This is a genomic window from Planotetraspora kaengkrachanensis, assembly GCF_016862895.1.
GTDB lineage: Bacteria > Actinomycetota > Actinomycetes > Streptosporangiales > Streptosporangiaceae > Planotetraspora > Planotetraspora kaengkrachanensis.
Genome location: NZ_BONV01000010.1, coordinates 141,849 through 167,148 on the forward strand (window position 1 = coordinate 141,849; position 25,300 = coordinate 167,148).

At 69.9% G+C, this 25,300-nt stretch carries 21 protein-coding genes and 1 pseudogene; 8 read left to right on the forward strand and 14 right to left on the reverse strand.

What is annotated here, in order from left to right; translation table 11 throughout:
* Positions 1 to 79: 79 nt before the first annotated feature.
* From Pka01_RS14205 to Pka01_RS14225, 5 genes are all read right to left on the reverse strand, one after another.
* Entirely contained in the window at positions 80 to 1,285 is a 1,206-nt protein-coding gene (locus tag Pka01_RS14205) for an ROK family transcriptional regulator (protein ID WP_203883297.1), read from the reverse strand.
* An 81-nt stretch (positions 1,286 to 1,366) separates the two neighbouring features.
* The gene (locus tag Pka01_RS14210; RefSeq protein WP_203883193.1) at positions 1,367 to 2,617 is read right to left on the reverse strand and encodes a sugar ABC transporter permease; all 1,251 of its coding nucleotides are present in this window, start codon (positions 2,615 to 2,617) and stop codon (positions 1,367 to 1,369) included.
* Positions 2,614 to 3,390, reverse strand: coding sequence for an ATP-binding cassette domain-containing protein (locus tag Pka01_RS14215; protein WP_203883194.1), 777 nt, complete (start codon positions 3,388 to 3,390; stop codon positions 2,614 to 2,616). Before Pka01_RS14215 ends, Pka01_RS14210 begins: the two co-directional genes overlap by 4 nt.
* A gap of 64 nt (positions 3,391 to 3,454) precedes the next feature.
* On the reverse strand, positions 3,455 to 4,570 hold the full coding sequence (locus Pka01_RS14220; RefSeq protein WP_203883195.1) for a sugar ABC transporter substrate-binding protein: 1,116 nt from the start codon (positions 4,568 to 4,570) through the stop codon (positions 3,455 to 3,457).
* 243 nt (positions 4,571 to 4,813) lie between these two features.
* Complete coding sequence (locus Pka01_RS14225; RefSeq protein WP_203883196.1) at positions 4,814 to 5,542, reverse strand: TSUP family transporter; 729 nt, start codon at positions 5,540 to 5,542, stop codon at positions 4,814 to 4,816.
* Between the two features lie 165 nt (positions 5,543 to 5,707).
* Between Pka01_RS14225 and Pka01_RS14230 the strand changes: the two genes are divergently transcribed.
* Both Pka01_RS14230 and Pka01_RS14235 read left to right on the forward strand, forming a co-directional pair.
* Complete coding sequence (locus tag Pka01_RS14230) at positions 5,708 to 6,031, forward strand: hypothetical protein (protein ID WP_203883197.1); 324 nt, start codon at positions 5,708 to 5,710, stop codon at positions 6,029 to 6,031.
* Positions 5,997 to 6,335, forward strand: coding sequence for a type II toxin-antitoxin system PemK/MazF family toxin (locus tag Pka01_RS14235; RefSeq protein ID WP_203883198.1), 339 nt, complete (start codon positions 5,997 to 5,999; stop codon positions 6,333 to 6,335). The genes Pka01_RS14230 and Pka01_RS14235 overlap by 35 nt, the downstream gene beginning before the upstream one ends.
* Positions 6,336 to 6,384: 49 nt before the next feature.
* On the opposite strand, the gene Pka01_RS14240 is transcribed toward Pka01_RS14235, so the two are convergent.
* On the reverse strand, positions 6,385 to 9,159 hold the full coding sequence (locus Pka01_RS14240; RefSeq protein WP_203883199.1) for an aconitate hydratase: 2,775 nt from the start codon (positions 9,157 to 9,159) through the stop codon (positions 6,385 to 6,387).
* A 164-nt stretch (positions 9,160 to 9,323) separates the two neighbouring features.
* Positions 9,324 to 10,040 (reverse strand): metal-dependent hydrolase, encoded by a 717-nt coding sequence (locus Pka01_RS14245; RefSeq protein ID WP_239114965.1) that lies wholly within the window; start codon positions 10,038 to 10,040, stop codon positions 9,324 to 9,326.
* An 850-nt stretch (positions 10,041 to 10,890) separates the two neighbouring features.
* Here Pka01_RS14245 and Pka01_RS14250 point away from each other — a divergent pair.
* The 5 genes from Pka01_RS14250 to Pka01_RS14265 all read left to right on the forward strand — a co-directional run bounded on the left by Pka01_RS14250 (position 10,891) and on the right by Pka01_RS14265 (position 14,389).
* On the forward strand, positions 10,891 to 11,622 hold the full coding sequence (locus tag Pka01_RS14250; protein ID WP_203883201.1) for a PadR family transcriptional regulator: 732 nt from the start codon (positions 10,891 to 10,893) through the stop codon (positions 11,620 to 11,622).
* Between the two features lie 5 nt (positions 11,623 to 11,627).
* Positions 11,628 to 12,182, forward strand: coding sequence for a DUF1707 SHOCT-like domain-containing protein (locus tag Pka01_RS14255; protein ID WP_239114966.1), 555 nt, complete (start codon positions 11,628 to 11,630; stop codon positions 12,180 to 12,182).
* 151 nt (positions 12,183 to 12,333) lie between these two features.
* The gene (locus Pka01_RS14260; protein WP_203883202.1) at positions 12,334 to 13,428 is read left to right on the forward strand and encodes a HesA/MoeB/ThiF family protein; all 1,095 of its coding nucleotides are present in this window, start codon (positions 12,334 to 12,336) and stop codon (positions 13,426 to 13,428) included.
* A gap of 113 nt (positions 13,429 to 13,541) precedes the next feature.
* Entirely contained in the window at positions 13,542 to 13,667 is a 126-nt protein-coding gene (locus Pka01_RS41255) for a hypothetical protein (protein ID WP_275414466.1), read from the forward strand.
* A 107-nt stretch (positions 13,668 to 13,774) separates the two neighbouring features.
* On the forward strand, positions 13,775 to 14,389 hold the full coding sequence (locus Pka01_RS14265) for a DUF6879 family protein (RefSeq protein WP_203883203.1): 615 nt from the start codon (positions 13,775 to 13,777) through the stop codon (positions 14,387 to 14,389).
* On the opposite strand, the gene mug is transcribed toward Pka01_RS14265, so the two are convergent.
* The 4 genes from mug to Pka01_RS14285 form a co-directional block, all read right to left on the reverse strand.
* Complete coding sequence (mug, locus tag Pka01_RS14270; protein WP_203883204.1) at positions 14,332 to 14,961, reverse strand: G/U mismatch-specific DNA glycosylase; 630 nt, start codon at positions 14,959 to 14,961, stop codon at positions 14,332 to 14,334. The genes Pka01_RS14265 and mug overlap by 58 nt on opposite strands.
* 57 nt (positions 14,962 to 15,018) lie before the next feature.
* Positions 15,019 to 17,499, reverse strand: coding sequence for a polynucleotide kinase-phosphatase (locus Pka01_RS14275; protein ID WP_203883205.1), 2,481 nt, complete (start codon positions 17,497 to 17,499; stop codon positions 15,019 to 15,021).
* Between the two features lie 61 nt (positions 17,500 to 17,560).
* Positions 17,561 to 19,090, reverse strand: coding sequence for a 3' terminal RNA ribose 2'-O-methyltransferase Hen1 (locus Pka01_RS14280; RefSeq protein ID WP_203883206.1), 1,530 nt, complete (start codon positions 19,088 to 19,090; stop codon positions 17,561 to 17,563).
* A gap of 63 nt (positions 19,091 to 19,153) precedes the next feature.
* Positions 19,154 to 20,071 carry an LLM class F420-dependent oxidoreductase gene (locus Pka01_RS14285; RefSeq protein WP_203883207.1) on the reverse strand — a complete coding sequence of 306 codons (918 nt, stop codon included), beginning with the start codon at positions 20,069 to 20,071 and terminating at the stop codon, positions 19,154 to 19,156.
* Between the two features lie 93 nt (positions 20,072 to 20,164).
* On the opposite strand from Pka01_RS14285, the gene Pka01_RS40755 reads away from it, so the two are divergent.
* Complete coding sequence (locus tag Pka01_RS40755) at positions 20,165 to 21,238, forward strand: glycoside hydrolase family 18 protein (RefSeq protein WP_239114967.1); 1,074 nt, start codon at positions 20,165 to 20,167, stop codon at positions 21,236 to 21,238.
* A gap of 23 nt (positions 21,239 to 21,261) precedes the next feature.
* On the opposite strand, the pseudogene Pka01_RS41595 reads toward Pka01_RS40755, so the two are convergent.
* From Pka01_RS41595 to Pka01_RS14300, 3 genes and pseudogenes are all read right to left on the reverse strand, one after another.
* Positions 21,262 to 21,900 (reverse strand): annotated as a pseudogene (locus Pka01_RS41595) (helix-turn-helix domain-containing protein); the annotation flags it as partial.
* A 6-nt stretch (positions 21,901 to 21,906) separates the two neighbouring features.
* Positions 21,907 to 23,142, reverse strand: a complete 1,236-nt coding sequence (locus Pka01_RS14295; RefSeq protein ID WP_203883209.1) for a class I SAM-dependent RNA methyltransferase — start codon at positions 23,140 to 23,142, stop codon at positions 21,907 to 21,909.
* A 30-nt stretch (positions 23,143 to 23,172) separates the two neighbouring features.
* Entirely contained in the window at positions 23,173 to 25,218 is a 2,046-nt protein-coding gene (locus Pka01_RS14300) for an APC family permease (RefSeq protein WP_203883210.1), read from the reverse strand.
* Between the last annotated feature and the right edge of the window lie 82 nt (positions 25,219 to 25,300).

Below are 25,300 nucleotides of genomic sequence, written 5' to 3' on the forward strand. Positions count from 1 at the left end.
TGCCCACTCGAGCTTCCTCTTAGGCTTTCGCCCGGCCCTGTGGGAATGTGAGGCAGATCACGCGGATTCGGGCGCCGGATCACGAGGTGTGGCGGGACAGGACGTCGAGCGGATCCGCGAGCACCTGGCCGAAGGCCAGCTCGGCGGCTCCCAGGAGGGGCGCGTCGTCCCCCAGGCCCGACGTGCGCAGCCGCAGGTTCTCCCGCGACGCGCCGAGGGTGCCGACGTTGATCTGGCTGCGCACCTGAGCGGCGGACCCCAGGTACATCTCCCTGAGCGTCCCCCCGAAGATCACCATCTCCGGGTTGAAGATGTTGACCAGGTTCGCGACGCCGAGGCCGAGCCAGTTCCCGACCCCGTGGAGCGCCTCCTGGGCGACCACGTCGCCCCGGTCGGCGGCGTCGACCACCGAACGCACGCAGTCACGGCCGACCGCGTCGCTGCCGTTGCGCCCGGCGCGGTCCATCAGCGCCCGCTCCCCCACCTCGGCCTCCAGGCAGCCGCGGGACCCGCAGCCGCACGGCCGCCCGCCGGGGTTGACGATCATGTGGCCGACCTCGCCGCCGTAGCCGGCGAACCCCCCGAGGAGCTGGCCGTTCACCACGATGCCGCCGCCGATTCCCACGTCGCCGTGCAGGTAGACGAGGTCGCGGCAGCCCTGGCCGATCCCCCGCGTGTGCTCGGCGAGCGCGCCGAGGTTGGCGTCGTTGCCGACGTTCACCGGCAGCGCGAGGTCGAGCTTCCCGGAGAGCTCCTCGCCGAACGGCGTCTCCTCCATGCCGATGTTCGGCCCGATCCTGACGACCCCGTCCGACTTCCGCACGGCGCCGCAGAACGCCGCCGCCGCCCCGACGCAGACCGTGTCGGGGCGGGTCTTGCGGAGCATCTGCCGGGCGAATCCGGCCAGGATGCCGACGACCTGGGCCATGTCGAACGACCCGCGCTGCCGGACGGCCACCCGGCGGTCCAGGATCACCCCGCCGAGGCCGACACGGGCGGCGGCGAGCCGGTCCACGCCCACGTCGAACGCCAGCACGTAGACCCGCGACGACTCCGGCCTGACGACCAGCGACGGGCGGCCCGCCTTGCCGGTGTCCTTCGGGAGCTCTTCCCTGACCAGGCCCGCGGCCGTCAGATCGGCGGTCAGCGCCATGATGGTGCTGCGGTTGAGCCCCATCAGGCTGGTCAGCTCCGCCCGGGAGGTGGGGCCTCCCAGGTGGACGTGGCGGAGCAGTGTGCCGAGGTTGTGCTTGCGGATCTCCTCCTGTGAGGGACCTGCGCGCATCATCTGGACAGCCTCGGTTCTCCTTGTTGGTCAGGGATCGGGGATCACCCTACGTGGAGATCGCCCTTTTACGTCGGGGGGTCATCGGCGGCCGGTCGAGGCCGCCCGTCTCCTGGACAGGGCGTCCACGCCGGCCGCGAGCAGCAGGACCGAGCCGGTGACGACGTACTTCACCCCCGCGCTGTAGCCCATCAGGCCCATGCCGTTCTGGATGACGGCCACGACGGCGCCGCCCAGAACCGCGTCGAGGGCGCGGCCCTTGCCGCCGAAGAGGCTGGTGCCGCCTATGACGGCCGCGCCCACCGCGAACAGCAGCACGTCGCTTCCGCCCGTGTTCGGGTCGACCGAGTTGGCGCGGGACGCCGCGATGATGCCGCCGATGGACGCCATGAACGAACAGATCACGAACGCCGAGATGCGGATGCGGTCCACGTTGATGCCGGCGCGGCGCGAGGCCTCCGCGTTGCCGCCGACGGCGTAGATGTGCCGGCCGTACGCCGTGCGGCGCAGGACGAACGTCCACACGATCAGCAGCACCACGATGATCGGGACCACGATCGGCACGCCCTTGAGCGACACGATGAGGGCGTTGCGGCTGCGCTCCAGATTGAGCACGTAGACGGCCACGCCGCTGATGACGGCGAGGGACAGGACGCGGAAGGCGATGAGCGTGAACGGGTCGGCCTTCAGGCCTCGGCCGATGCGGCGCCGGGCCCTGAAGAGCTGGATGCCCGCGTAGACGGCCACGCCGACGACCAGCACGATCCAGCTCACGATCGGCGGCACGTTCTTGTTGGCGATCGCGAGGATCGTGGTGTCCCTGATCGAGATGTTCGTGCCGCCCTTGACCAGGAGCAGCAGAATGCCCTGGAAACCGAGGAAGGCGGCCAGCGTCACGACGAACGACGGGATGCCCAGCTTGGCGACCAGTGATCCCAGGGCCACGCCGATGACGACGCCGGTGACCATCGCGGCCAGCACCGCCACGTACCAGGGGTACCCCTGGTTGGTCAGGGACACGGCGAGGACGGCGGCGCACACGCCGCTGGCGTAGCCCGCGGACAGGTCGATCTCGCCCAGGAGCAGGACGAAGATCAGGCCCATCGCGATGACCACGACCGCCGCGCCCTGGGTGAACAGGTTCGCGAAGTTCCCCGGCGTCAGGAAGGCCGGGCGGAGGATCGAGAAGATCACGCAGAGCACGATGAGCCCGAAGACCGCGGGCAGCGCGCCGAGCTCGCCGCCCCGCACCCGGTCGACGTAGCCCCCGGCGTAGGCGGTGATCGAGGTGTCGTTCCTGCGCTGCTGCTCCGGGAGCGTTTCCGTGGTCATGCTGCCGCTCCGTTGTCGTTCTTGATGCCGAGCTCACCGCTGCGCCCGGCCGTGATGAGTTCCACGACCTGCGAGTGGGTGACCTCGGAGGTCTTGACCTGGGCGGCCATCCGCCCCAGGTAGAGGGCCGCGACCCGGTCGGACACGGCGAAGACGTCGTTCATGTTGTGCGAGATGAGCACCACGGCGAGGCCGTTGTCCGCGAGGCGGCGGACCAGCTCGAGCACCTGGGCGGTCTGCGCCACGCCGAGGGCGGCGGTCGGCTCGTCGAGGATGACGACCTTGCTGTTCCACAGGACGGCCTTGGCGATCGCCACCGTCTGGCGCTGGCCTCCGGAGAGGCTGGACACGTGCTGGCGCAGCGAGGTCACCGTGCGGACCGACAGACCGTCGAGGGTCTTGGCCGCCATCTCCTCCATGCTCGCCTCGTCCAGGACCAGGCCGCTCTTGCGCTCGCGGCCGAGGAACATGTTCTGCACGATGTCGAGGTTGTCGCACAGGGCGAGGTCCTGGTAAACGATCTCGACGCCCAGGGCCGCGGCGTCCCGGGGTCCGCCCACGTGGACCTTCTCGCCCTCGAAGAAGTATTCGCCGGTGTCGCTGGGATGGATCCCACCGATGCACTTCACCAGCGTGGACTTGCCGGCGCCGTTGTCGCCGACAAGTGCTGTCACCTCTCCTGAGTAAGCCGAGAAGGCGACGTCGTGAAGGACCTGCACGGCACCGAAGCTCTTGTTGATGCCGCGCAGTTCCAGGACCGGTCCCTGGGACACGATGGATGACTCCGTACTTCAAGGGGCCGGTACGGCGCCGCCGTACCGGCCCGGCGAGTGGAACTCAGCTGACGCCGGCCTCGGTGCACTTGGCGGCGAAGTCGCCCGTGCACAGCTCGTCCTTGGTCACGTAGCCGTCGGTGACGACGTCCTTGACGTTGTCGAAGTAGATCGCCTGCGGGTCGAGCAGGACCGACGGGACGTCACGGTTCGACTCCGGGTCCTTGACGCTGGCCGGAGCAGCCGGCTTCTCACCCTTGGCCAGGGCGATGGCCAGCTGCGAGGCCGCGTCGGCCTCCTTCTTGATCGCCTTGTAGACCGTCATGCACTGGTCGCCGGCGAGGATGTTCTGCAGACCCTGCACGGTCGCGTCCTGGCCGGTGACCGGGACCTTGCCGTTCAGCTTCTCCTTCTTCAGCACCGCGATGGCCGCGTTGCCGAGGCCGTCGTTGGCGGCGAGGACACCGGCGATCTTGGGCTGCTGGGTCAGCTGCTGCTCGAAGATCGTGCCGGCCTGCGCGTTGTCCCAGTCCGGAACCGAGTCGTCCGGGCCCTTGACGTACTCGCCGGAGTCGTACTTGGGCTGGAGGACCGAGTCGTAGCCGTTCTTGAACAGCGTGGCGTTGTTGTCGGTCGGCGAGCCGTTCAGCTCGGCGATGATCGGCTTTTCGACCTTGTCGTCGGTGAGGCACTTGACCAGGCCCTCACCCTGCAGCTGGCCGACCTTCTCGTTGTCGAACGACACGTAGTAGGAGGCGCTGCCGCCGAGGGTCAGGCGGTCGTAGTCGATCGTGGCGACACCCTGCGACTGGGCCTTGTCGAGCACGGCCTTGCCGGTGCCGCTGTCCAGGTTGACGATCACCAGGACCTTGGCGCCGTTGGTGATCATCTGGTCGGCGATCGTCTGGAACGCGGTCTTGTCGCCCTGGGCGTTCTGGATGTCCGACTCCACGCCCGCCGCGTCGAAGGCCTCCTTGAGGTACTTCCTGTCGGCGGTCTCCCACCGGGCCGACGACTTGCTGTCGGGAAGGATTACGCCGATCTTGCCGATCGAGGCACCGGACGCCGCAGGCGCCCCGCTCGGCGCGGCCGTGGTGCCACCGTCGTCGCCCCCGCAGGCGGTGAGACCAAGAGAGAGCGCCGCGACTGTGGCGCCGATGGTGAGGATCCCCTTGCGCATTGGCGTGGGTCCTTTCTGGCTGGGGGTCTATGAGGAGGTGCGACCGGCCACGTGTCGATCCCAGAAGCCGGCACTGAGATTGCTGGTCGGCCGCCCTGTTCGGCAACGCCGGGTCACGGCACTCACCGCTCCAGGGAATGTTGTTTGAGACAACGTAAGACAGAACAAAGCGGGGGGTAAGACACAGGACGGTAACTTTTGTTGTCCGCGGTAACAATGGAGAAACGAGAATTGGCCGGGCCTTCACCACCTGGCAAGACTCTGGCCGATCAGGGTGCACGCGGACACGGCCGCCACCGTGAGCACGGCGACGCGGAGCCTTCCGCCGTCAAGACGCCGGCGCAGGGGGCCGGAGACGGCGAACCCGAGGATCATGAACGGGATGAGGGCGGCCCCGATGCCGAGCGCGCGGGCCGGCAACTTTCCCACGACGGCGAGGATGCCGAGCGACTGCAGGGCGCCGAACAGGAAGAAGAAGGCGAGAGTGGCCCTGACCTGCGTCCCTCTGGCGCTTTGGTACACCAGCGCCATCGGCGGGCCGCCGATGCCGGTCGCCGTCCCGGTGATCCCGGACAGGAAGCCGGCCGACGCGATCGTCTTGCCGTTGCGCGGCACGGCCGGCGCGCGCGCCGTCAGCACGACCGCGATCACCACCATCACGCCGACGAGCACACCCAGCGCGCGGGTGCTCACGTAGACCACGACGACGGCCCCGATGACGCTGCCGGGCAACCGGCCGAGTACGGCGAAGCCCAGGCCCTTCCAGTCGACTCCGCGCCACTCGACGGCCAGTGTGAACAGCGGCAGCGTGGCGTTGACGACCTGGACGGCGCCCGGCATGGCGTCCGGGTTCGTGATGGCGATCAGCGGAGAGGCCATCAGGCCCAGGCCGAAGCCCACCCCTCCCTGCACGACCGCGCCGACGAACACCGCCACGCCCCCGGCGAGCAGGGGAAAGAGCTCAGACCACATGTCCGGCAACCCTGCCGTCCGCCGTCCCCCTCAGGCAACCGGATATGCCGCCAATCACCGTCAGTAATCGAATTCTCTTGCGAGAGTGATCGGTCGACTCGTATGGTTGTATCTCGACGACATTGTCATAGACCCATCTGTAGACATCGGCGTAGCCTCTTTCGTATGACCGGCGAGCAGAAGCACACGACGATCAGGGTCAGCACCATTACTCGCGACAAGATCGCGCAAATCGCCGAACAGGAAGGCAGACCCATGACCGCAGTGATCGACGATGCCGTCTCCGATTACGAGCACAAGAAGTTCGTCCAGGCGTGTGCGGCGGCCGTCGCCCGCACACAGGCGGATCCCGAGGCCTGGGCCGACTATCTCGCCGAAACCGCGATCTTCGACAACGCCGTCGCGGACGGCCTCGAGCCGGAGGACTTCTCCCATCTCACCCCTCAGGAGCACGATGAGAATCGATCAGGGCGACATCTGGCTGACTGACTTCGGCCAGACGCTCGGCCGCGAGCAGGCCGGCACACGGCCTGCGGTGATCATGAGCGGGCCGGCGCTCAACGGTGTCCCCCTCGGCCTCGTGGTGACGGCACCCGTCACCACGACGGCGCGCGACTGGCCGTTTCACGTAGCGATGGACACCTTGGAAACAGGTCTGAACAAGCCGAGCTGGGCCATGTTGGAGCAGGTGCGGAGCGTATCCGTGCGTAGACTCCATCGGCGGCTGGGGTCCGTGGACGACGCGGTGTTCGACCAGTTGAAAGCCGTTCTCCAGCATCTGCTGCGGAAATGACAAAAGCCGCCCGGACGGAGGTCGTCCGGGCGGCTCACTCGTCGTCGGGTCAGCTCTTGGCGAGCAGCGACCGCAGGACGTACTGCATGATGCCGCCGTGGCGGTAGTAGTCGGCCTCTCCGGGGGTGTCGATCCGGACGACCGCCTGGAACTCGACGCCGCCCGCCTTGACCGTCACGGTCGCCGGCGTGGTCCCGTCGTTGAGCTCCTCGATGCCGGTGACGTCGAAGGTCTCCTCACCGGTCAGGCCCAGCGACGCCGCCGTCTGGCCCTCGGGGAACTGCAGGGGCAGCACGCCCATGCCGATCAGGTTCGACCGGTGGATGCGCTCGTAGGACTCCGCGATGACGGCGCGGACGCCGAGCAGCGCGGTTCCCTTGGCCGCCCAGTCACGGGACGACCCGGAGCCGTACTCCTTGCCGGCCAGGACGACCAGCGGGACGCCGGCGGCCTGGTAGTTGCTCGAGGCGTCGTAGATGAACGCCTGCTCGCCGCCCTTGGTGAAGTCGCGGGTGAAGCCGCCCTCCACGCCGTTGAGCAGCAGGTTCTTCAGCCGGATGTTGGCGAAGGTGCCCCGGATCATCACCTCGTGGTTGCCGCGGCGGGAGCCGTACGAGTTGAAGTCCTTGACCTCGACGCCGTGCTCGCGCAGGTAGCGGCCGGCCGGGGAGTCCGCCTTGATCGAGCCCGCCGGCGAGATGTGGTCGGTCGTGACCGAGTCGCCGAGCAGCGCCAGCACCCGGGCGCCGGAGATGTCGGACACCGGCTCGGGCGACGCGGGCATCCCGTCGAAGTACGGCGCCTTGCGCACGTAGGTCGACGACGGGTCCCACTCGAAGGTGTTCCCGGTCGGGACGGGCAGCGACTGCCAGTTCTCGTCGCCCTTGAAGACGTCGGCGTAGTCGCGCAGGAACATGTCCTGGCCGATCGACTCCGACACCACGGCGGCGACCTCCTCCGGCGCGGGCCAGATGTCGGCGAGGAACACCGGCTTGCCGTCCGAACCCGTGCCGAGCGGCTCGTTATTCAGGTCGATGTCCATCGTGCCGGCCAGGGCGTAGGCGACGACCAGCGGCGGCGAGGCCAGGTAGTTCATCTTGACGTCGGGGTTGATCCGGCCCTCGAAGTTGCGGTTGCCCGACAGGACCGCCGTCACCGCGAGGTCGGACTCCTGGACGGCCGCGGAGATCTCCGGCTCCAGCGGGCCCGAGTTGCCGATGCACGTGGTGCAGCCGTAGCCGACGAGGTTGAAGCCCAGCTTGTCGAGGTACGGCGTGAGCCCGGAGCGCTCGAAGTAGCCGGTGACGACCTGCGAGCCGGGAGCCAGGGAGGTCTTCACCCAGGGCTTGCGGGTCAGGCCCCTGTCCACGGCGTTCTTGGCGAGCAGGGCCGCGCCCAGCATGACGTACGGGTTGGAGGTGTTGGTGCACGAGGTGATCGCGGCGATCGTGACGACGCCGTGGTCGATATCGAACGACGTGCCGTCCGACAGCGTGACCGGCGTCGGCCGGTGCGGCCGCTCACCGTTGAGGTGCGCCGCGTGCGGCACGTCCCCGTTGCCGGAGTGGGAGATCGCCGGAGAGTCCGAGGCGGGGAACGACTCCGCCGAGGCCTCGTCCGCGGGGCCCTGGATGCTGTCGTCGGGCGCGTAGTCGCGGACGGCGGCCCGCCACGCGGCCTTGGAGTCGCTCAGGGCGATGCGGTCCTGCGGGCGCTTGGGCCCGGCGATCGACGGGACCACAGTCGCCAGGTCGAGCTCGATGTACTCGGAGAAGACCGGCTCGGGCGCCGACGGGTCGAGCCACAGGCCCTGCTCCTTGGCGTACGCCTCCACGAGCGCGACCTGCTCGGCGGAACGGCCGGTCAGCTTGAGGTAGTCGGTCGTCTGCTCGTCGATCGGGAAGATCGCGCAGGTGGAGCCGAACTCGGGGCTCATGTTGCCGATCGTGGCCCGGTTGGCCAGCGGCACGCTGGAGACGCCCTCGCCGTAGAACTCGACGAACTTGCCGACCACGCCGTGCTTGCGCAGCATCTCGGTGATCGTGAGCACGAGGTCGGTGGCGGTCGCGCCCGCGGGCAGCTTGCCGGTCAGCTTGAAGCCGACCACCCGCGGGATCAGCATCGAGATCGGCTGGCCGAGCATCGCGGCCTCCGCCTCGATGCCGCCGACGCCCCAGCCGAGGACGCCGATGCCGTTCTCCATGGTGGTGTGGGAGTCGGTGCCGACGCAGGTGTCGGGGTACGCCTTACCGTCCCGGATCATGACCACGCGGGCCAGGTGCTCGATGTTCACCTGGTGGACGATGCCGGTGCCCGGCGGCACGACCTTGAACTCGTCGAAGGCGGTCTGCCCCCAACGCAGGAACTGGTAGCGCTCGCGGTTGCGCTCGTACTCCCGCTCGACGTTGCGGGCGAAGGAGTCGGGGTGGCCGAAGTAGTCGACGATGACCGAGTGGTCGATGACCATCTCGGCGGGGGCGAGGGGGTTGATCCTCGCCGGGTCGCCGCCCAGGTCGCGCACGGCCTCGCGCATGGTGGCGAGGTCCACGACGCAGGGGACGCCGGTGAAGTCCTGCATGATCACGCGGGCGGGCGTGAACTGGATCTCCACGCTCGGGGTGGCGCCGGGGTCCCAGCCCGCGATGGCGCGCACGTGGTCGGCGGTGATGTTCGCGCCGTCCTCCGTGCGGAGAAGGTTCTCAAGAAGGATCTTCAGGCTGTACGGGAGGCGCGCCGACCCCTCGACGGCGTCCAGCCGATAGATCTCGTACGACGCGTCACCGACGCGGAGCGTGTCACGGCTGCCGAAGCTGTTCGCGGACACGAAGGATCGCCTCCCCAGGTTTCCGGGCTTGTCTCACGTTGTATGCATCCTGCCGCACCTGCGGCACGCGCCGGCCAACGAGGTGGGTCCGGCGCGTCCGGATGTCTCGACATCAAGGTATCTCCAGAGATATCTCGACATCAAGTTAACCCCTCAGAGGCCGGTCAGGCGGGCACGAGGCGCAGGCAGAGCAGCGCGACCACCGCGACCGACAGGACCGGCCCGACGATCTGGTTCTCGAACTTCTTGCCCGTCTTGAAGCCGATGTCCCACGGCAGCAGCCACCGCGCCTTGATGGGCCACAACACCGGGCAGCCGCGTTCGGTCAGGCAGTCGCCGACGATGTGGGCGAGACAGCCGATCCCGATCGCGAAGCCCAGCCAGGAGTACGTGACGCCCATGATGAAGAAGGCGCCGAACAGTCCCGCCGTCAGCGCGACGTTGAGGACCGCCGACGTTATCGTCTTGTTCGGGATGCCGATCCCGATCGCCCGCAGCGCCAGGCCGATCATCAGCGCGATGAGGATGTCGCGCCCGACCGGGGTGTAGTGCGCCAGCAGGTGGGAGCCGACCCCGGCCAACGCGGCGAACAGCAGGGAATGGGTGGCGTGCCGGTGCCCGCCGCTGATGAAGTTGACGCCCTTGCTCAGCAGCCAGGTGGCCGGCCCGAAGGTCTGCGCGATGGTCGCGCTCGGATGGTCGAGGTCGGGCAGCATCGCCGCCCCCGCGCAGATGACCGCGCCCGCGATCAGCTCCGGCGGAGACGCGAGAGGCCCCGTCACGGTGGCCAGTTCCGGAGAGGTCAGACCAGGTAACGCTATGAGTGCCGGCGAGACCGCCAGCCAGGCGACAGCCCCGCTGAGGGCATGCGAATGCCCCATCATGACAAGATCACGGCCGAGATCGTACGGCACCGGGCCGACAAAATCATCGAACCGAACATTTGCCGCGTGTCGCCTGATATGGCCTGTAGATACGGCAGACGGGATTGCTCCTCTCCGAGAGCACCCCCCAGCCCTCTCAGAGCAGAACAACCCCGTCTGCTCGAAATAACGTGCCGGTCTCAGGTCCTGTTCCCGTTTCGGCGGATATTCTCGTGATCTGCATCACTATGCTCCCCGGTATCCGATTCGGCGGCCTGGCGCAGCTCCGCGGGCGTCGCGACCCACAGAAACGGCACGGTCAGCACGGCCACCACGACGGCACCCCCCGCCGCGTGATCATGCACAGACTCGCGCGTGACAGCCCCGACCAGCCCCCACCCCAACCGTGATCATGCACAGCCTCGCGTACGGCCAGCCCGACCAGCCCCCACCCCAACCGTGATCATGCACTGACTCGCGTACGGCTGGCCTGACCTGCGCGGCCTCATTTCGTGATCATGCGCGAATTCGTCGATGTGCGCGGTGACCAGCGGAAACGTTGTTCGTGATCTGGCGCTGGACGCTGCATGGTCACGAACCACGTCACCCCTGATAGGGCTACCGGTCCGCGAAGGTGTGCATGATCACAAAGTGAATCGGTCCAGGTGAGCGCTCGTTCTCCGAATGCGTGCATGATCACGCCAGAGGTCTGCTGAGCTCGACGGCCGGCAGCGGCAGCGTGATCTTTAGCACTGGCACACGACACCTAGGTTCGCCGAAATTTCGAGATATGGCTTGTTCTTCAGAACGGTCGCGATATATCGTTGAAGCATCAAGAGATAGTCGAGACCGTTCCAAGGAGGACACCATGACAGCGGCTTTCGCCATGAACGGGCCATGGGCCCATCGAGAGGAGTACCACCGGTTACGGCACGCGCTGCGCGCCGCCATGAGAGGAGCAGCCATGTGGCACGACGAGCATCACAACCCTGGACCGCAGGAGCACAGGCACAGGGGCGGCCACCGGGGGCGCGGCCCGTGGGGCGGCTTCGGGCCGGGTGGCCCCGGCGGGCCGTTCGGGCCGGGTGGACCGTTCGGGCCGGGCGGAACGCCCTTCGGCCGGGGGTTCGGCAGGCCGCGGAAGGCCAAGCGCGGTGACGTGCGCGCCGCCATCCTCGCGCTGCTCGCCGAGGAGCCCCGCAACGGCTACCAGATCATCCAGGAGATCGCCGAGCGCAGCGAGGGCGGCTGGAAGCCCAGCCCCGGCGCCGTCTACCCGGCTCTCCAGCAGCTCACCGACGAGGGCCTGGTCCGCGCCGAGGAGTCGGACGGGCGCAAGACCTTCCAGCTCACCGAGGCCGGCCGCGCGTACATCGAGTCCCACCCGGAGGAGGTGCGGGCGCCCTGGGAGGAGATGACGCCGGACATCGGCGACAACGTCCACGAGCTGTTCGACCTGTCCCGCCAGGCCGCCTCGGCCCTGTTCCAGCTCGCGCACAGCGGGACCGACGGCCAGGTCAGGCAGGCCAAGCAGGTGCTGACAGAGACGCGGCGCAAGCTGTACCAGATCCTCGCAGACGGCGACCCCGCCGAGGAGTGACGGCCATGGCCTCTCCGGACGAGATGCGAATCGGCGACAGGGAGCGCGACGAGGTGACCCGGAGCCTGCACGACGCGTTCGTGCAGGGCCGGATCACCCGTGACGAGCTCGACCAGCGCCTCGACGCCACGCTTACCGCCCGCACCGCGGGCGACCTCCGGCGGGTCACCGCCGACCTCCCGGGCGCCGATCTCCCGGGCTCTGATGTGCCGCACGGCATCGGCGCCGCGCCGTACAGGCCCACGCGGGGAACGCACGGCATGCCGTGGGAGCACGACGGGCCACCATGGCAGCGCCGTCACGGCGACCTCGCGACCTGGGGGCCGCACCTGGCCGCGGCACGCCGGCGGGCACATCGCGGGCGGGTCCACCGGGGCGGACCTCCGGCCCCGCTCCTGGTCGTCGGCGGCCTGGTCCTCCTCGCGATGCTGACCGGCACGGCCTGGCCGCTGTTCGCCGTGCTCAAGGTGATGTTCGTCATCTGGCTGATCATGGCCGTGGCGGGCCTGGCTCACCATCGCCGCGGTCATCGTCACCGGCCGCCCGGAATTGGGTCTTGAACAACCGGGCACCAGATGATGACTTGGCGAGCGAGGCCTGTCCCGGTCAGCTGCCGCACACGTCGCCACACCGGTTCGACCGCGTGACCTTCGGGCAGGCGGCGGGGCGGGCGCCCGCTCCGCCGGCCGACGTGCGAGGGGGTCCGGACAGGTGCTGCTGCCACGCGTCAAGCGCACACACGAGCCGCACAGGCTCGACGACGGCACGGTGCGCATCGGAGGCGAGATCTACGGGATCGCCTCGGAGATCACCGATCCCCTCGGGGGTGCGTGGGCCGCGCTGACCCTGATGGACGGCACGCGGACGCCCGACGACATCGTGCGGACGATCTGCGGCTCGGTGCCCGGCATCTCCGCGCCCGAGGCACGCGAGATCGTGGGCACGCTGATCGGCTCCGGCCACGTGGAGGACGCGTCCGCCCAGGTGCCCGACGAGATCAGCGCGCGGGAGCGCGACAGGTACGGGAGGAGTCAGGCGTTCTTCCACCTCGTCGACCTGACGCCCCGGCCGCACGCCTGGGAGGCGCAGGTGCGCCTGAAGAAGGCCCGTGTCGTCGTCCTCGGCCTCGGCGGCACCGGCAGCCACGCCGCCTGGGCCCTCGCGGCGACCGGCGTCGGGCGCATCCACTGCGTCGACGCCGACGTGGTGGAGTTGTCGAACCTGAACCGGCAGGTCCTCTACAACGAGGAGGACATCGGCCGCATGAAGGTCGACATCGCGGTGGAGCGCCTGCGCCGGCTGAACTCCGACATCGAGATCACCGGCGAGAGCCGCAGGGTGGACGGCGAAGCGGGCCTGCGCCGCCTCGTCCAGGACTGCGACGTGCTCGCCCTGTGCGCCGACGAGCCGAAGGGACGCGGCCTGGCCGAGGGGATCAGCGTCTGGGCCAACCGCGTCTGCGCGGCCTCGGGCGTGCCCTGGGTCGGCGGCGGATACAACGGCCCGCTCGTGACCGTGGGAACGTTCGAACGCGGCCGCGGAGCCTGCTACGAGTGCCTCGTCGAGGGCGAGGCGCGCAGACGGCGGCCCGACCTCCCCGCGGACCTCGGCGGACCAGGGGTGATGGCCATCTCGGCCGGCATCTCCGGCCAACTGGTCGCGCACGCCGTGATCTCCCTGATCACCGAGGTCCCCCAGCCGACCACGGGAACGTTCCTGGGGCTGAACCTCATCGCGCCCGAACACCACGTGTGGGTACGCCACCCGCCGCGCCCGGGCTGCTCCGTGTGCGCGCCCTCCGGATGACCGCGCGAGCGCAACAGAATTGGGTCTTGACCGGCGATGGCCCGCGACGAACCATCAACCTGTCGCTTTCGGGGGAAAACGGGCGCGGTCACAGCGAAGTACGGAGGGCGAGGATGCATCCGACCGAGGCAGAGCCCGAGTCAGAGGACAGGACTGAGCGGCAGGCCATCACGAAGATCCTGATCAGAAGGCTGGGCACGGCGGAGACGACCGTGTGCAGCAACTCCACAGGGAACTGAAGACCACCACTTTCGTCAGGACGAACCACGCGAGGTTCCACGATCCGGGCTGGGGCCTCGACGCGGGTCCCGTGACTCGATCTCGGCTGTACGCCGGAGGAGGCCCCATGCCCGGAGAGGCGATCGAACACGTCAGGCAGGCCGCGGGAGTGACCCTGCGCGTCACCGACTACCTCACGGAGTTCTACGAGTGCTTCCAGGACGTCGAGGGGGTCGTCTGGAAGCTCGAACGCGCCCAGCACTTCCACGAACCCGACGTGCCCAGCTGGGTCGCCATGATGGACGGCGACTGGCACCGCGCCCTGACCTTGATCGGGGAGATGCGCTTCGCCCGCGATCTGCCCTCGCGGATCGAGCTCCGGCGGCTGCGGATCGTGGAGACGCCGCTCACGCCGTACATGCAGTGGGAGCTGGAGCTGCTCGCGGCGCGGACCCACGCGGGCGAGCGGGCCCGCGTGCTGCCCGCCTCCGCGGTGCGGTGGCTGGAACGCGCCGCCCCGCTTCCCGAACTCGTGATCCTGGGGCCCGACCTCATGTACGAGGTGCTCTACGACCGGACGGGCGCCCACACCGGAGGGCGGCGCATCACCGACACCCCCATGATCGAGGAGTGCGTGGGCATCCTGGCCGAACTGTACGGCGCGGCAGAGGATCTGCTCGACCACTATGAGCGGGAGGTCGCCCCGTTGCCCCCGCCGTCGATCACCAGGGTCTCCTCCTGAACCCCGGCGATCACCCGGGTCTCCCCCGGAACGCCGCCGGGCGCCGGGCGCAGGCGGGCCATCTCCGCGGCGATCGCCTCCAGCCTCCAGTGGGCGTTGAGGCCGCTCGGGTTGGGCAGGACCCACACGGCCGCGCCGCCGATGACGTCGTCCTGCGGGCCGATCGCCGCCTTGGGACGGCCGAAGGCGACGCGGTAGGCGGAGACGCCGCAGACGGCCAGGACCCGGGGACCGCTGCTCCGCACGAGATCCGCGAGCCGTGCGCCGCCCTCCCGGATCTCCCCTGGCGTGAGCTCCTCCGCCCGCGCGGTCGCCCGGGGCGCCAGGTTGGTGATGCCCAGGCCGTACGACGGGAGCAGCCCCTGCTCGTGTGGCGCCAGCAGGCGCGGGACCAGGCCCGACAGGTGCAACGCGGGCCAGAAGCGGTTGCCGGGGCGGGCGAAGTGGAAGCCGGTCGCGGCGGAGTACAGGCCCGGGTTGATCCCGCAGAACAGCACGTCGAGCCCGGGCCCGATCACGTCCGGGATCGTCGCGTCCCTGGCCGCCTCGAGCTCGGCCTTGGTCGGAGGCATGACCAGATCGTAGGCCTCGCCGCATCGCCGCCTCAGCGGCGAGGCCCCACGTTCACCTCACAGACGAGGGTCGACGGGCTCGGATTCCAGCGCGAGCACGGCGAACACCATCTCGTGCACGCGCCACAGAGGTTCGCCCTCCGCGAGGCGGGTGAGCGCCTCCAGGCCGAGCGCATGCTCGCGCGACGCCAGCGACCGCTTCCTGCCGAGGAACCGCCCGCGCAGCTCACCGAGCGACTCCGTGTAGTCCGGGCCGTAGATGATCCGCAGGTACTCCCGCCCGCGCACCTTGATCCCCGGCTGCACCCGGCCGGGCGTGTGCTCGACGGGCTTGACCACCATGCCCTCTCCGCCTGAGCCGGTCAGCGCCGACCACCAGTCGACCGCAGCCGCCCGCTCCTCCTCCGAGTCGAGTGACACGTACACGTGCCTGGTCGGCGCGAGGATGCCCGATTCCAGCCGCCCGAGCACGTCCAGGTGCCACGAGTGCGGTTCGAGCACGGCCGTCGCGCGGCCCTCGCAGGCGAGGATCTGGAACGGCGCGAGCCGTACGCCGTCGAGGCCGGAAACCGGCCAGCAGTATCGGGCATACGCGTCGCGAAACAGGGCAGCGTTGTCCAGACGGCGTCGGGTGCGGTCGACCAGGCCGCCTACATCCAGGCCGCGCCCGGCCGCCGTCTCGAGCACGGCGAGCGCCTCGGGCAGGGCGGTCCGCGCCGCGGCGCCGACGGAGGCGTACTGGTCGCGGATCAGTCCTTCGGCCTTCGCCGACCAGGGCAGCAGCTCGCAGTCGAGCACGACCCAGTCGGTTTCCAGCTCGTCCCAGAGCGGGCTCACCGCGTCCCGGAGCCGGTCGACGAGTTCCCCGGTGAGGGAGTCGAAGAACGGCCGCCCGGTGCGCGTGTAGACGCTGCCGGTCGTCCCGTCCGTGACGCCGAACCGCTTGGCCGCAGCCTCGGGGGTCCTGGCCAGTACGGCTATCGCCCGCGAGCCCATGTGCTTCTCCTCGCACACGACCCGGGACACGCCCGCCCTTGAGTACTCCTCGAACGCCTGGTCCGGATGCTCGAGGAACCCGTCGAGCGCCGAGGTCTCCGGCGGCGCCATGGTCGGCGGAAGGTACACGAGCCAGCGGGGGTCCACGGAGAACCGGCTCATGATCTCCAGCGCGGCCGCCGAGTTCTCCTGTGCGATCTTGACCCGTCCGCCGTACCTGGTCTCCACGTACCGGGTGCCCGTCACGTCGCCGATGTCGAGGACGCCGGGGTCACGGGAGTACTGGGAGGTGAGCGGCCTGACCGGCTCGTACCAGACCTTCTCCGCCGGGACCGAGACGATCCGCCGTTCCGGGTAGCGGAGCGCGGTCAGGCTTCCGCCGAACACGGCCCCCGTGTCCAGGCAGATCGTGTTGTTGACCCACTCGGGCTCCGTGGTCGGCGTGTGGCCGTAGACGACCATCGCGCGCCCCCGGTACTCGTCGGCCCACGGGTACCTGACCGGCAGGCCGTACTCGTCGGTCTCGCCCGTCGTGTCGCCGTAGAGCGCGAAGGCGCGCACCCGGCCGGACGCACGCCCGTGGTAGGCCTCCTTGAGGCCGGCGTGCGCGACGACGAGGGCGCCGCCGTCGAGCCGGTAGTGGCTGACGAGGCCGTCCATGAACGCCTTCGCGGCGTCCCTGAACTCCTCGGGTTCCCCGGCGAGCTGGGTGAGCGACTCCTCCAGGCCGTGGGCGACGCGGACCTTGCGCCCGTTGAGCGCGCGGACGAGCTTCTGCTCGTGGTTGCCGGACACGCACAGCGCCGTGCCCGCCTCGACCATGCCCATGACCAGGCGCAGCACGCCCGGGGTGTCGGGGCCGCGGTCGACCAGGTCGCCGACGAACACGGCCGTGCGGCCTTCTGGGTGGACGGCGCCCGTGGGCGTCACCGTCCAGCCGAGGGTCCGCAGCAGGGTCTCCAGCTCGGAACGGCAGCCGTGAACGTCGCCGATGATGTCGAAGGGGCCGGTGAGCTCGGTCCGGTCCGACCATGCCCGCTCGTAGGTGATCACGGCGTCGTCGATCTCCTCGCCGCGCAGCACGTGAACCCGGCGGAAGCCGTCCCTGCTGATCTTGCCGAGCGAACGGCGCAGGTCCTTCCTCTGCCGGGTGATCACGTGCGCGCCGAAGGCCCGGTCGGGCCTGGCGGCGTTGCGGGCGATCGCCACCTCCTCGGGGACGTCGAGCACGATCGCGTCGACCAGCACGTCATGGCTCTTGGCCAGCTCGATCAGCTGCTTGCGCGCCTCCCACTGGACGTTGGTGGCGTCGACGACCGTCAGCAGGCCGCGCCTCAGCCGCGTGCCCACGATGTAGTGGAGGACGTCGAACGCGTCGGGCGTCGCCGACTGGTCGTTCTCGTCGTCGGAGACCAGGCCGCGGCAGTAGTCCGAGGAGATGACCTGGGTGGGCGCGAAGTGCCTGGCGGCGAAGGTCGACTTCCCGCTGCCCGAGATCCCGACGAGCAGCACCAGCGCCATCCGCGGAACACTGATCTCCATCACGACCACCTCTTCCGTAACCCGTTGTGCATGTGTACGCCGCAGCCGAATCCGTGCATGATCACGGCGTGGGAGGCTGGGCGGGGAGACGGAACACGGCCATCTGGGTCGGCGGGCCCACCTCGGGGTCGTCCTCCCCCACCGGCCTGAAGGCCGCCTCGTAGCCGTACGCGTCGCAGACCCCGGCCGCCCACGCGGCGAACTCGGCCCGGGTCCACTCGAACCTGTGGTCCGGATGACGCATCCGTGAGGGGCCCCCCTCCGGATCCGCCAGGCCCTCGTATTTGACGTTGTGCTCCACGTTCGGCGTGGTCACGACGACATGGCGCGGCCTGGCCACGCCGAAGACCACCCGCTCGAGAGCGGGGAGCCTCGGCGGGTCGACGTGCTCGACGACCTCCATCAGCACCGCCGCGTCATGTCCCGCGAACCGGGCGTCCGTGTACGTCAGCGACCCCTGGAACAGCTCCACCCGGGCCCGCTTGGCGTCCGGCATGCGGTCCAGCCTGAGCTTCCGCGCCGCCATGGCGAGCGCCCGCGCCGACACGTCCACCCCGGTGACCCTCGTGAACGACGGGCGGCTCAGCAGCGCCGACACCAGTTGGCCCGATCCGCAGCCGAGGTCGACGACGGAACGGGCGCCGATCTCCTCCAGCACCGACACCACCGTGTCACGGCGCACGGTGTTCAGCGGCGTCCGGGGCCCGGCCGCCTGAGACTCCTCGGCGGCCTCACCGGCGCCATCGGCGCCATCTGCGTCAGGGGCGGCGTCGGTGCCGGTGGTGGTGTCGCTGTCGTGCTGCGCGTCGGCGATCTCCTCCTCGGCGGGCGGCTCCAGCGACTCCTCGACGTCGTCGCCGATCTCGGCCAGGCGGGCGAAGGCCGTCCGGGCCAGCGCCCAGCGGCGGCCGAGGTACCGGCGCGTGATCAGCACCCGCTCCGGATGCGCGCCGAGCCAGCCGCCGCCCGCCCGGATCAGCTTGTCCACCTCGTCGCCCGCGATCCAGTAGTGCTTGGCGTCGTCCAGCACAGGGAGCAGCACGTACAGGTGGTTGAGCGCGTCGGCCAGCCGCACCTCGCCGCGCAGCGTCAGCCGGACATAGCGCGAGTCGCCCCATTCAGGGAAGTCGTCGTCGAGCGGGACGGCGGTCGCCTCCACCTGCCAGCCGAGGGGTTCGAACAGCCGGCGCGCGAGATCCGCGCCGCCCCTGCACGGCAGCGCGGGCAGCCCGAGTTCCAGCGGGATCGGCCCGTCTGCGAGCTCCTGCCGGGCGGTACAGCGCCCGGTCCTCGCCGTACGGAACACGTCGGCCAGGGCGACTGCGAGCAGCGACGACGCGGCGTACGGACGGTCGTTGACGTACTGCCCGAGCGAGAAGTCGGGTGACGACTTCCCCCGGGATCGGACGAGCCGGACCGGGTCGACCTCCAGCAGGAGCGCTGCCGTGCACCGGTGCTCGCTCGCCTCGGGATACAGGACGCGGGCCGTGCCGAACGACTGACCGAACTCCTGCACGCGGTCCGGATGTTTGTGCAGCAGGAAACCCAGGTCCGTGGCAGGCGACATGGTCGTCGAGATGGTGAGGAGCACCCGGCAAAGTGTGCCGGATGCCCCTTTCGTCCGCGACTGGTTTGCCTCGCGCCTTTCGCCGGTTCAGACGTGCGGCATGACCTCGGCCGCGATCAGCTCCAGGTGGTCGAGGTCGGCCAGGTCGAGCACCTGGAGGTAGACCCGCTCCGCGCCGAGCGCGCCGAACCGGCCGATCCCCTCCACGACCTCCTCCGGAGTCCCGGCCAGCCCGTTGCCGCGCAGCTCCGCCACGTCCTGGCCGATGGCCTCGGCCCGCCTGGCGAGTTCGGCCTCGTCCCTGCCCACGCAGACGACCTGGGCGGCCGACAGCAGGACGGTCTCGCGGCCGGCCGCCTCGCACGCCGCCCGCACCCGGTCGTAGGCGGCGCCGGTCTGCTCCACGGTGCGGAAGGGCACGTTGTACTCGTCGGCGAAGCGGGCGACCAGGTTGGGCGTCCGCCGCGCGCCGGCACCACCCAGGATGAGCGGAGGCCGCGGGCTCTGCACCGGCTTCGGCAACGCCGGGGAGTCCGCCACGCTGTAGTGGGCGCCCTCGTACGAGAAGGACTTGGTGGCGCCCCAGAGACCGGTGATGATCTCCAGTTGCTCCTCGAGCCGATCGAACCGCTCCCCCACCGGCGGGAACGGGATGCCGTACGCGTGGTGCTCGTCGTCGTACCAGCCGGCGCCGAGGCCGAGCTCGACCCGCCCGCCGCTCATCTGGTCGACCCCCGCGACGCTGATCGCGAGCGGGCCGGGGAACCGGAACGTGGTCGGCGTCACCAGCGTGCCCAGCCGGATGCGCGAGGTCTCCCGCGCGAGCCCCGCCAGCGTCACCCATGCGTCCGTCGACCCGACTCCCGGGTCGCCCGAACCGATCAGCTGGTAATGGTCGGACCGGAAGAACGCGTCGAAACCCAGTCGCTCGGCCGCCCTGGCCACCACGAGCAGATCGTCGTAGGTCGCGCCCTGCTGGGGCTCAGTGAAGATCCTCAATTTCATCGGGCCATTATCCCTTCCCCCTCGGAGGGCGATTGCTAAAGTGCAAGCCTCCTGTGCGCAACGTAGTCACAAGACGACTGAGGGTGGCGAACGGTGGATTCGGCACGACATGGCCGCGAGGCGGGGAACCCGCCTCGTTTCCTGGTGATGCTGGCCGCGGTCGCACTGGTCACGACCACCGGGGTCGCCCTCTGGCTGCTTCCCGCGCAGATGCGCGGCGACTGGGGCACGGCCGACGGGCCGACGAGATCGCCCGCGGCGGCGCAGTCGCCCCTGGCGGTCGATCCGGGGAGACCTCCGGCGCAGCCGCCCGGCGGGCTTCCGCCGGATCGGACGCACACCAGCCGCCCCTCGGGCTACATGGGATTCGTCGACGCCACCCGGAGCCCGCGGTTCGACCTGGCGGCCAACGCCCGGCGCACCGGGATCGTCTGGTACACGGTCGGCCATCTCACCGCGGGAATCGACGGATGCACCCCCACCTGGGACGGCACGGCCGAGAAGGACGACCAGGTCGCCGATCGCATCGGCCGGCTGCGCGAGCAGGGCGGGGACGCCGGGCTGGCGTTCGGCGGGCCGTACGGACCTGAGCTCTCCGCCGCCTGCACGAACCAGACCCGTCTGACCGCGGCCTACCAGCGCATGATCGACGACTTCGAGCCCGTCGCGATCGACTTCGAGCTCGACGATCCGGGCGACCCCGCGACCGTCGAGCGCCGGGCCCTGGTCATCGGGGTCCTGCAGCACGAGGCGCAGGACGCTGGACGCCCGCTCGGCGTCACCTTCACCCTTCCCGTGACCGAGGACGGCCTGCTGCCCGCTCACGCCGAGATGTTGCGCGCCACCGGCGAGGCGGGAGCGGAGGTCGACACCGTCAACCTGCTCATGAGGTTCGTGCCCGGCTCCCGCGACAACCTGCGCAGGCTCTCCGTCGCCGCCAGGGCGGCGCACGCCCAGCTCGAGGAGGCGCTCGGGGTCACCGGTCGGGCGGGCTGGCAGCGGATGGGGCTCACCCCCGTTCTGGTGAGCCCGGACGACCTCACCGTCTCCGAGGCGGAAAGGCTCCTGGCGTTCCGGACGCGGACCGGGCTCGCGTGGTTGTCGGTCCGGGGCGCCCGCCCCGCGGACGACGTCCTGCGCCTGCTCAGCGCCCCGACCGTCACCTGAACGCCACCACACCCGCGTGCCGACGGGCTGAGGAAGGTCAACCTGATCAGGTTGCCGGTGTGCTCGAAGCCGCTGAAGAGCGCGGTGGCCACCCGGTTCTTAGCCAGTATGTCCAGGCGGCGGTTCACCACTAACGCCGACGTGTCATCCCATCTCTCGATGAACCGCAGGACGCGCACATCGAGCTGATCGGCAAGGGCCTCGGCTGCGTGATCGCCCACTCGCGGCTGGGCGAGCGTGTACAGGTGCTCAGTCGCGTCGGGACTGAGCCGGAAGGCCTGCGCCAGAGAGGCGAGCACCTGAGCCGAAGGGTGGTTGTCCCGCCCCTGCTCCAGCCGCGCATAGTAGTCGGTGCTCAGGCCGGCCAACCTCGCGATCTCCTCGCGGCGCAACCCGGGCGTCCGGCGACGGTCGCCCGCACGCGTCAGCCCCACCTGATCAACGGTCGTGAGGTGACGTCTCGCGCGAAGGAACTCGCCCAGGAGACTGCCGCCAGGGAGAATAAGAGCATTTAAGCCAAAATCCACGCAAAAGGTATAAACCTTACTGTTTCGCCCCACTGGATCCGCATACTCGACACTCGTGCGCTCGCCGTGCGCGGAAACCGGCCAACTTCGTGAGACGTACACCCGGGCCGGAATGACTCCGTCCCGGGTCAGCACCTTGATCTACTCCTTGACCAGCAGTGCCACGCACTCCACATGGTGGGTCATCGGGTACTGGTCGAACGCCCTCAGCCCGGCCATGCGGTAGCCGTGCCCGGCGAACCAGGAGATGTCGCGCGCCAGCGTGGCGGGGTCGCAGGAGACGTAGACGATCCGCGGCGCGCGCAGCGAGGCGACGCGGTCCACGACCGGACGGCCGAGCCCGGCTCTTGGCGGGTCGGCGACGACGAGATCGGCCACCTCGACGTCCAGCCTGTCGAGGGCCTCCTCCACCCTGCCGCGCTCGAACGTGGCCTGGGGGAGGTCACGCAGGTTCCACCGGGCGTCCTGGACGGCCTGCGGCTCCGACTCGATGCCCAGCACCGCTCCCTCGGGGCCGACGGCCCGGGCCAGTCCCGCCGCGAACAGACCGGCTCCGCAGTAGAGGTCGAGGGCCCACTCCCCCTCCTTGGGCTGCCCGAATTCGAGCACCGCGTCGAGCAGCGTCTCCGCCGCCCCGGGGTGGACCTGCCAGAACCCGCTCGCGGTCACCCGGAAGTCCCGGTCGCGTACCCGCTCGACCAGCGACGCCTGCCCTCTGAGCGCGCGGGTGCCGCGCCTGCCCTCGTCGAGCAGGACCGACGCGTCCACGTCCGGTACGGCCACGCGCCGGTGGGGCAGGGGTTCCACGATCACCGCCCGGTCGCCGCTCGCGGCCGCGACCACCTCGACCGCGGCGCCTCCGCGCCAGTCGAGAGTCTCGGCTCCGATCTCCTCGACGGCCGGATGGGCGATCAGGCAGCGGTCGATGTGCTCGATGACGTGCGACCGATGCCGGCGGAGCCCCGCGGTGCCGTCGTCGTCGACGGCGAACTGCACGCGCGTGCGCCAGCCGAGGCCGCCGGGCGCGCCCGGCACCTCCTCGACCTCGCCCTTCCACTCGAGTCCGGCCAGCCGCTGGAGCTGTTCGGCGACGACCTCGGCCTTCAGCCGCCGCTGCGCGTCGAGGGAGGCATGCTGCCAGTCGCACCCGCCGCACCGGCCGGGCCCGCTGAAGGGGCAGGGTGGCGTCACCCGGTCGGGGGACGCCTCGAGGATCTCGACGGCGTCGGCCCTCAGGAACCGGGCGGTCTCCTCGGTGATCTCCGCCAGTACCCGCTCCCCCGGCAGGGCATGCCGGACGAACACCACGCGACCCTCGTGCCTGGCCACGCACCAGCCGCCGTTCGCGACTCGATCCACGGTCAGTTCAACGGGCACCGCGCCCCTCCTTCGTTGTCATGGGGTCAATCATGCCTTGACCTGGTCGTCCTTGGGCGCGGGCGTCGAATAGGAACGGCGGGCCGCGCCGGGCGCGAGACCGACCGGCCGGCTCTTGAGACGGTCGGAGGAGGCAAGCTGCCACGGCACGCTGGTCACCATGACGCCGGGCTTGAACAGCAGCCGGCCCTTGAGCCGCAGCGCGCTCTGGTTGTGGAGCAGGTGCTCCCACCAGTGGCCGACGACGTACTCCGGGATGTAGACGCTCACCACGTCGCGCGGCGAGCGGCGGCGCAGCGACTTCACGTATTCGAGCACCGGCCCGGTGATCTCGCGGTAGGGCGAGTCGAGGATCTTCAAGGGCACGGGGATGCCCCGGCGGTCCCATTCCTCCTGCAGCCTGGCCGCCTCGTCGGCGTCCACGCTGACCGTTACGGCCTCCAGCGTCGAGGGCCGGGTCGCCTTCGCGTACGCCAGGGCGCGCAGCGTCGGCTTGTGGACCTTGGAGACGAGCACGACGGCGTGGTTGCGCGCCGGGAGCATCGACTCGTCGGTCTGGCCCTCCTCGGGCGCGGCCAGTTCCTCGGCGACGCGGTCGTAGTGGTGGCGGATGCCCTTCATCATCAGGAAGAGGACGGGCATCGCGATGCAGACGATGTACGCGCCGTGGGTGAACTTGGTGAGCAGGACGACGACCAGCACGACGCCGGTCATGACGCCGCCGAAGCCGTTGATGACGCGGGCCCTCAGCATGCGGAACCGGGCCCTGGGGTCGGTCTCGGTCTTCAGGTGACGGGTCCAGTGCCGGACCATGCCGAGCTGGCTGAGCGTGAACGAGACGAAGACGCCGACGATGTAGAGGTTGAGCAGCTTACTCACGTCGGCGTTGAAGGCCCAGATCAGCAGGCCCGCACCGGCGGCCAGCAGGACGATTCCGTTGCTGAAGGCGAGGCGGTCGCCGCGGGTGTGGAGCTGGCGCGGCAGGTACCGGTCCTGGGCGAGGATCGAGCCCAGCACGGGGAAGCCGTTGAAGGCCGTGTTGGCGGCGAGGAAGAGGATGAGCGCGGTCACCGCCGAGATCACCACGAACAGGGCCGAGCCGTCGCCGAAGACCGCCGACGCGACCTGCGCGATGATCGGCTGCTGGTAGTAGTCGGCGCCGGCCGGGTGGCCGTCGATCAGGATGTCCCTGGCGACGTTGGCGGGCTCGGTGACCTTCACCCCGGACTTCAGCCCCAGGAAGATGATCCCGCTGAACATCGTGACGGCGATGCCGCCCATCAGCAGCAGCGTCGTCGCCGCGTTGCGGCTCTTGGGCTTGCGGAAGGCGGGCACGCCGTTGCTGATCGCCTCGACGCCCGTCAGGGCGGCGCATCCGGACGAGAACGCCCGGAGGACGAGGAAGGCGAGGGCGAACCCGGCCAGGTCCGCCTGTTCGGACACGATCTCGTAGCCGGCCGTCGGCGCCCGCAACTCGTCCCCCAGGACGAGCAGCCGGAACATGCCCCACAGGACCATGCCGATGACCGCGATCATGAAGGCGTACGTGGGGACCGCGAACGCGACCCCGGACTCGCGCAGGCCCCGCAGGTTGATGACGGTCAGGAGGACCACGATCCCGATCGCCACGAGTGGCCGGTGCTCGGCCACGAAGGGAATCGTGGCCCCCACGTAGTCGGCGCCGTTGGCCACGGAGACGGCGACCGTGAGCACGTAGTCGACGAGCAGGGCACTCGCCACCGTCAGCCCGGCGTTCGCCCCGAGGTTCGTCGTCGCCACCTCGTAGTCGCCGCCGCCGCTGGGATAGGCGTGCACGTTCTGCCGGTAGGACGCGACCACGACCAGCATGACGATGACGACGGCGGCCGCCACCCACGGGCTGTAGCTGTAGAAGGTGGCGCCGGCCAGTGACAGGATGACCAGGATCTCCTGCGGCGCGTAGGCCACGGAGGACAGCGCGTCACTCGCGAAGACCGGCAGGGCCACGCGTTTGGGCAGCAGCTGATCGTGGAGCTGCGTGCTTCGAAGAGCGCGCCCCACGAGGAGCCGTTTGACAAGATCCGTCACCTTTGACACGTCTGTTGAGCCTAGTACGCGACAGCCCGCCCGGCGCACATGGTTGGGACGAGAGCGCGACATACTGTCTGCAACAGGAGTC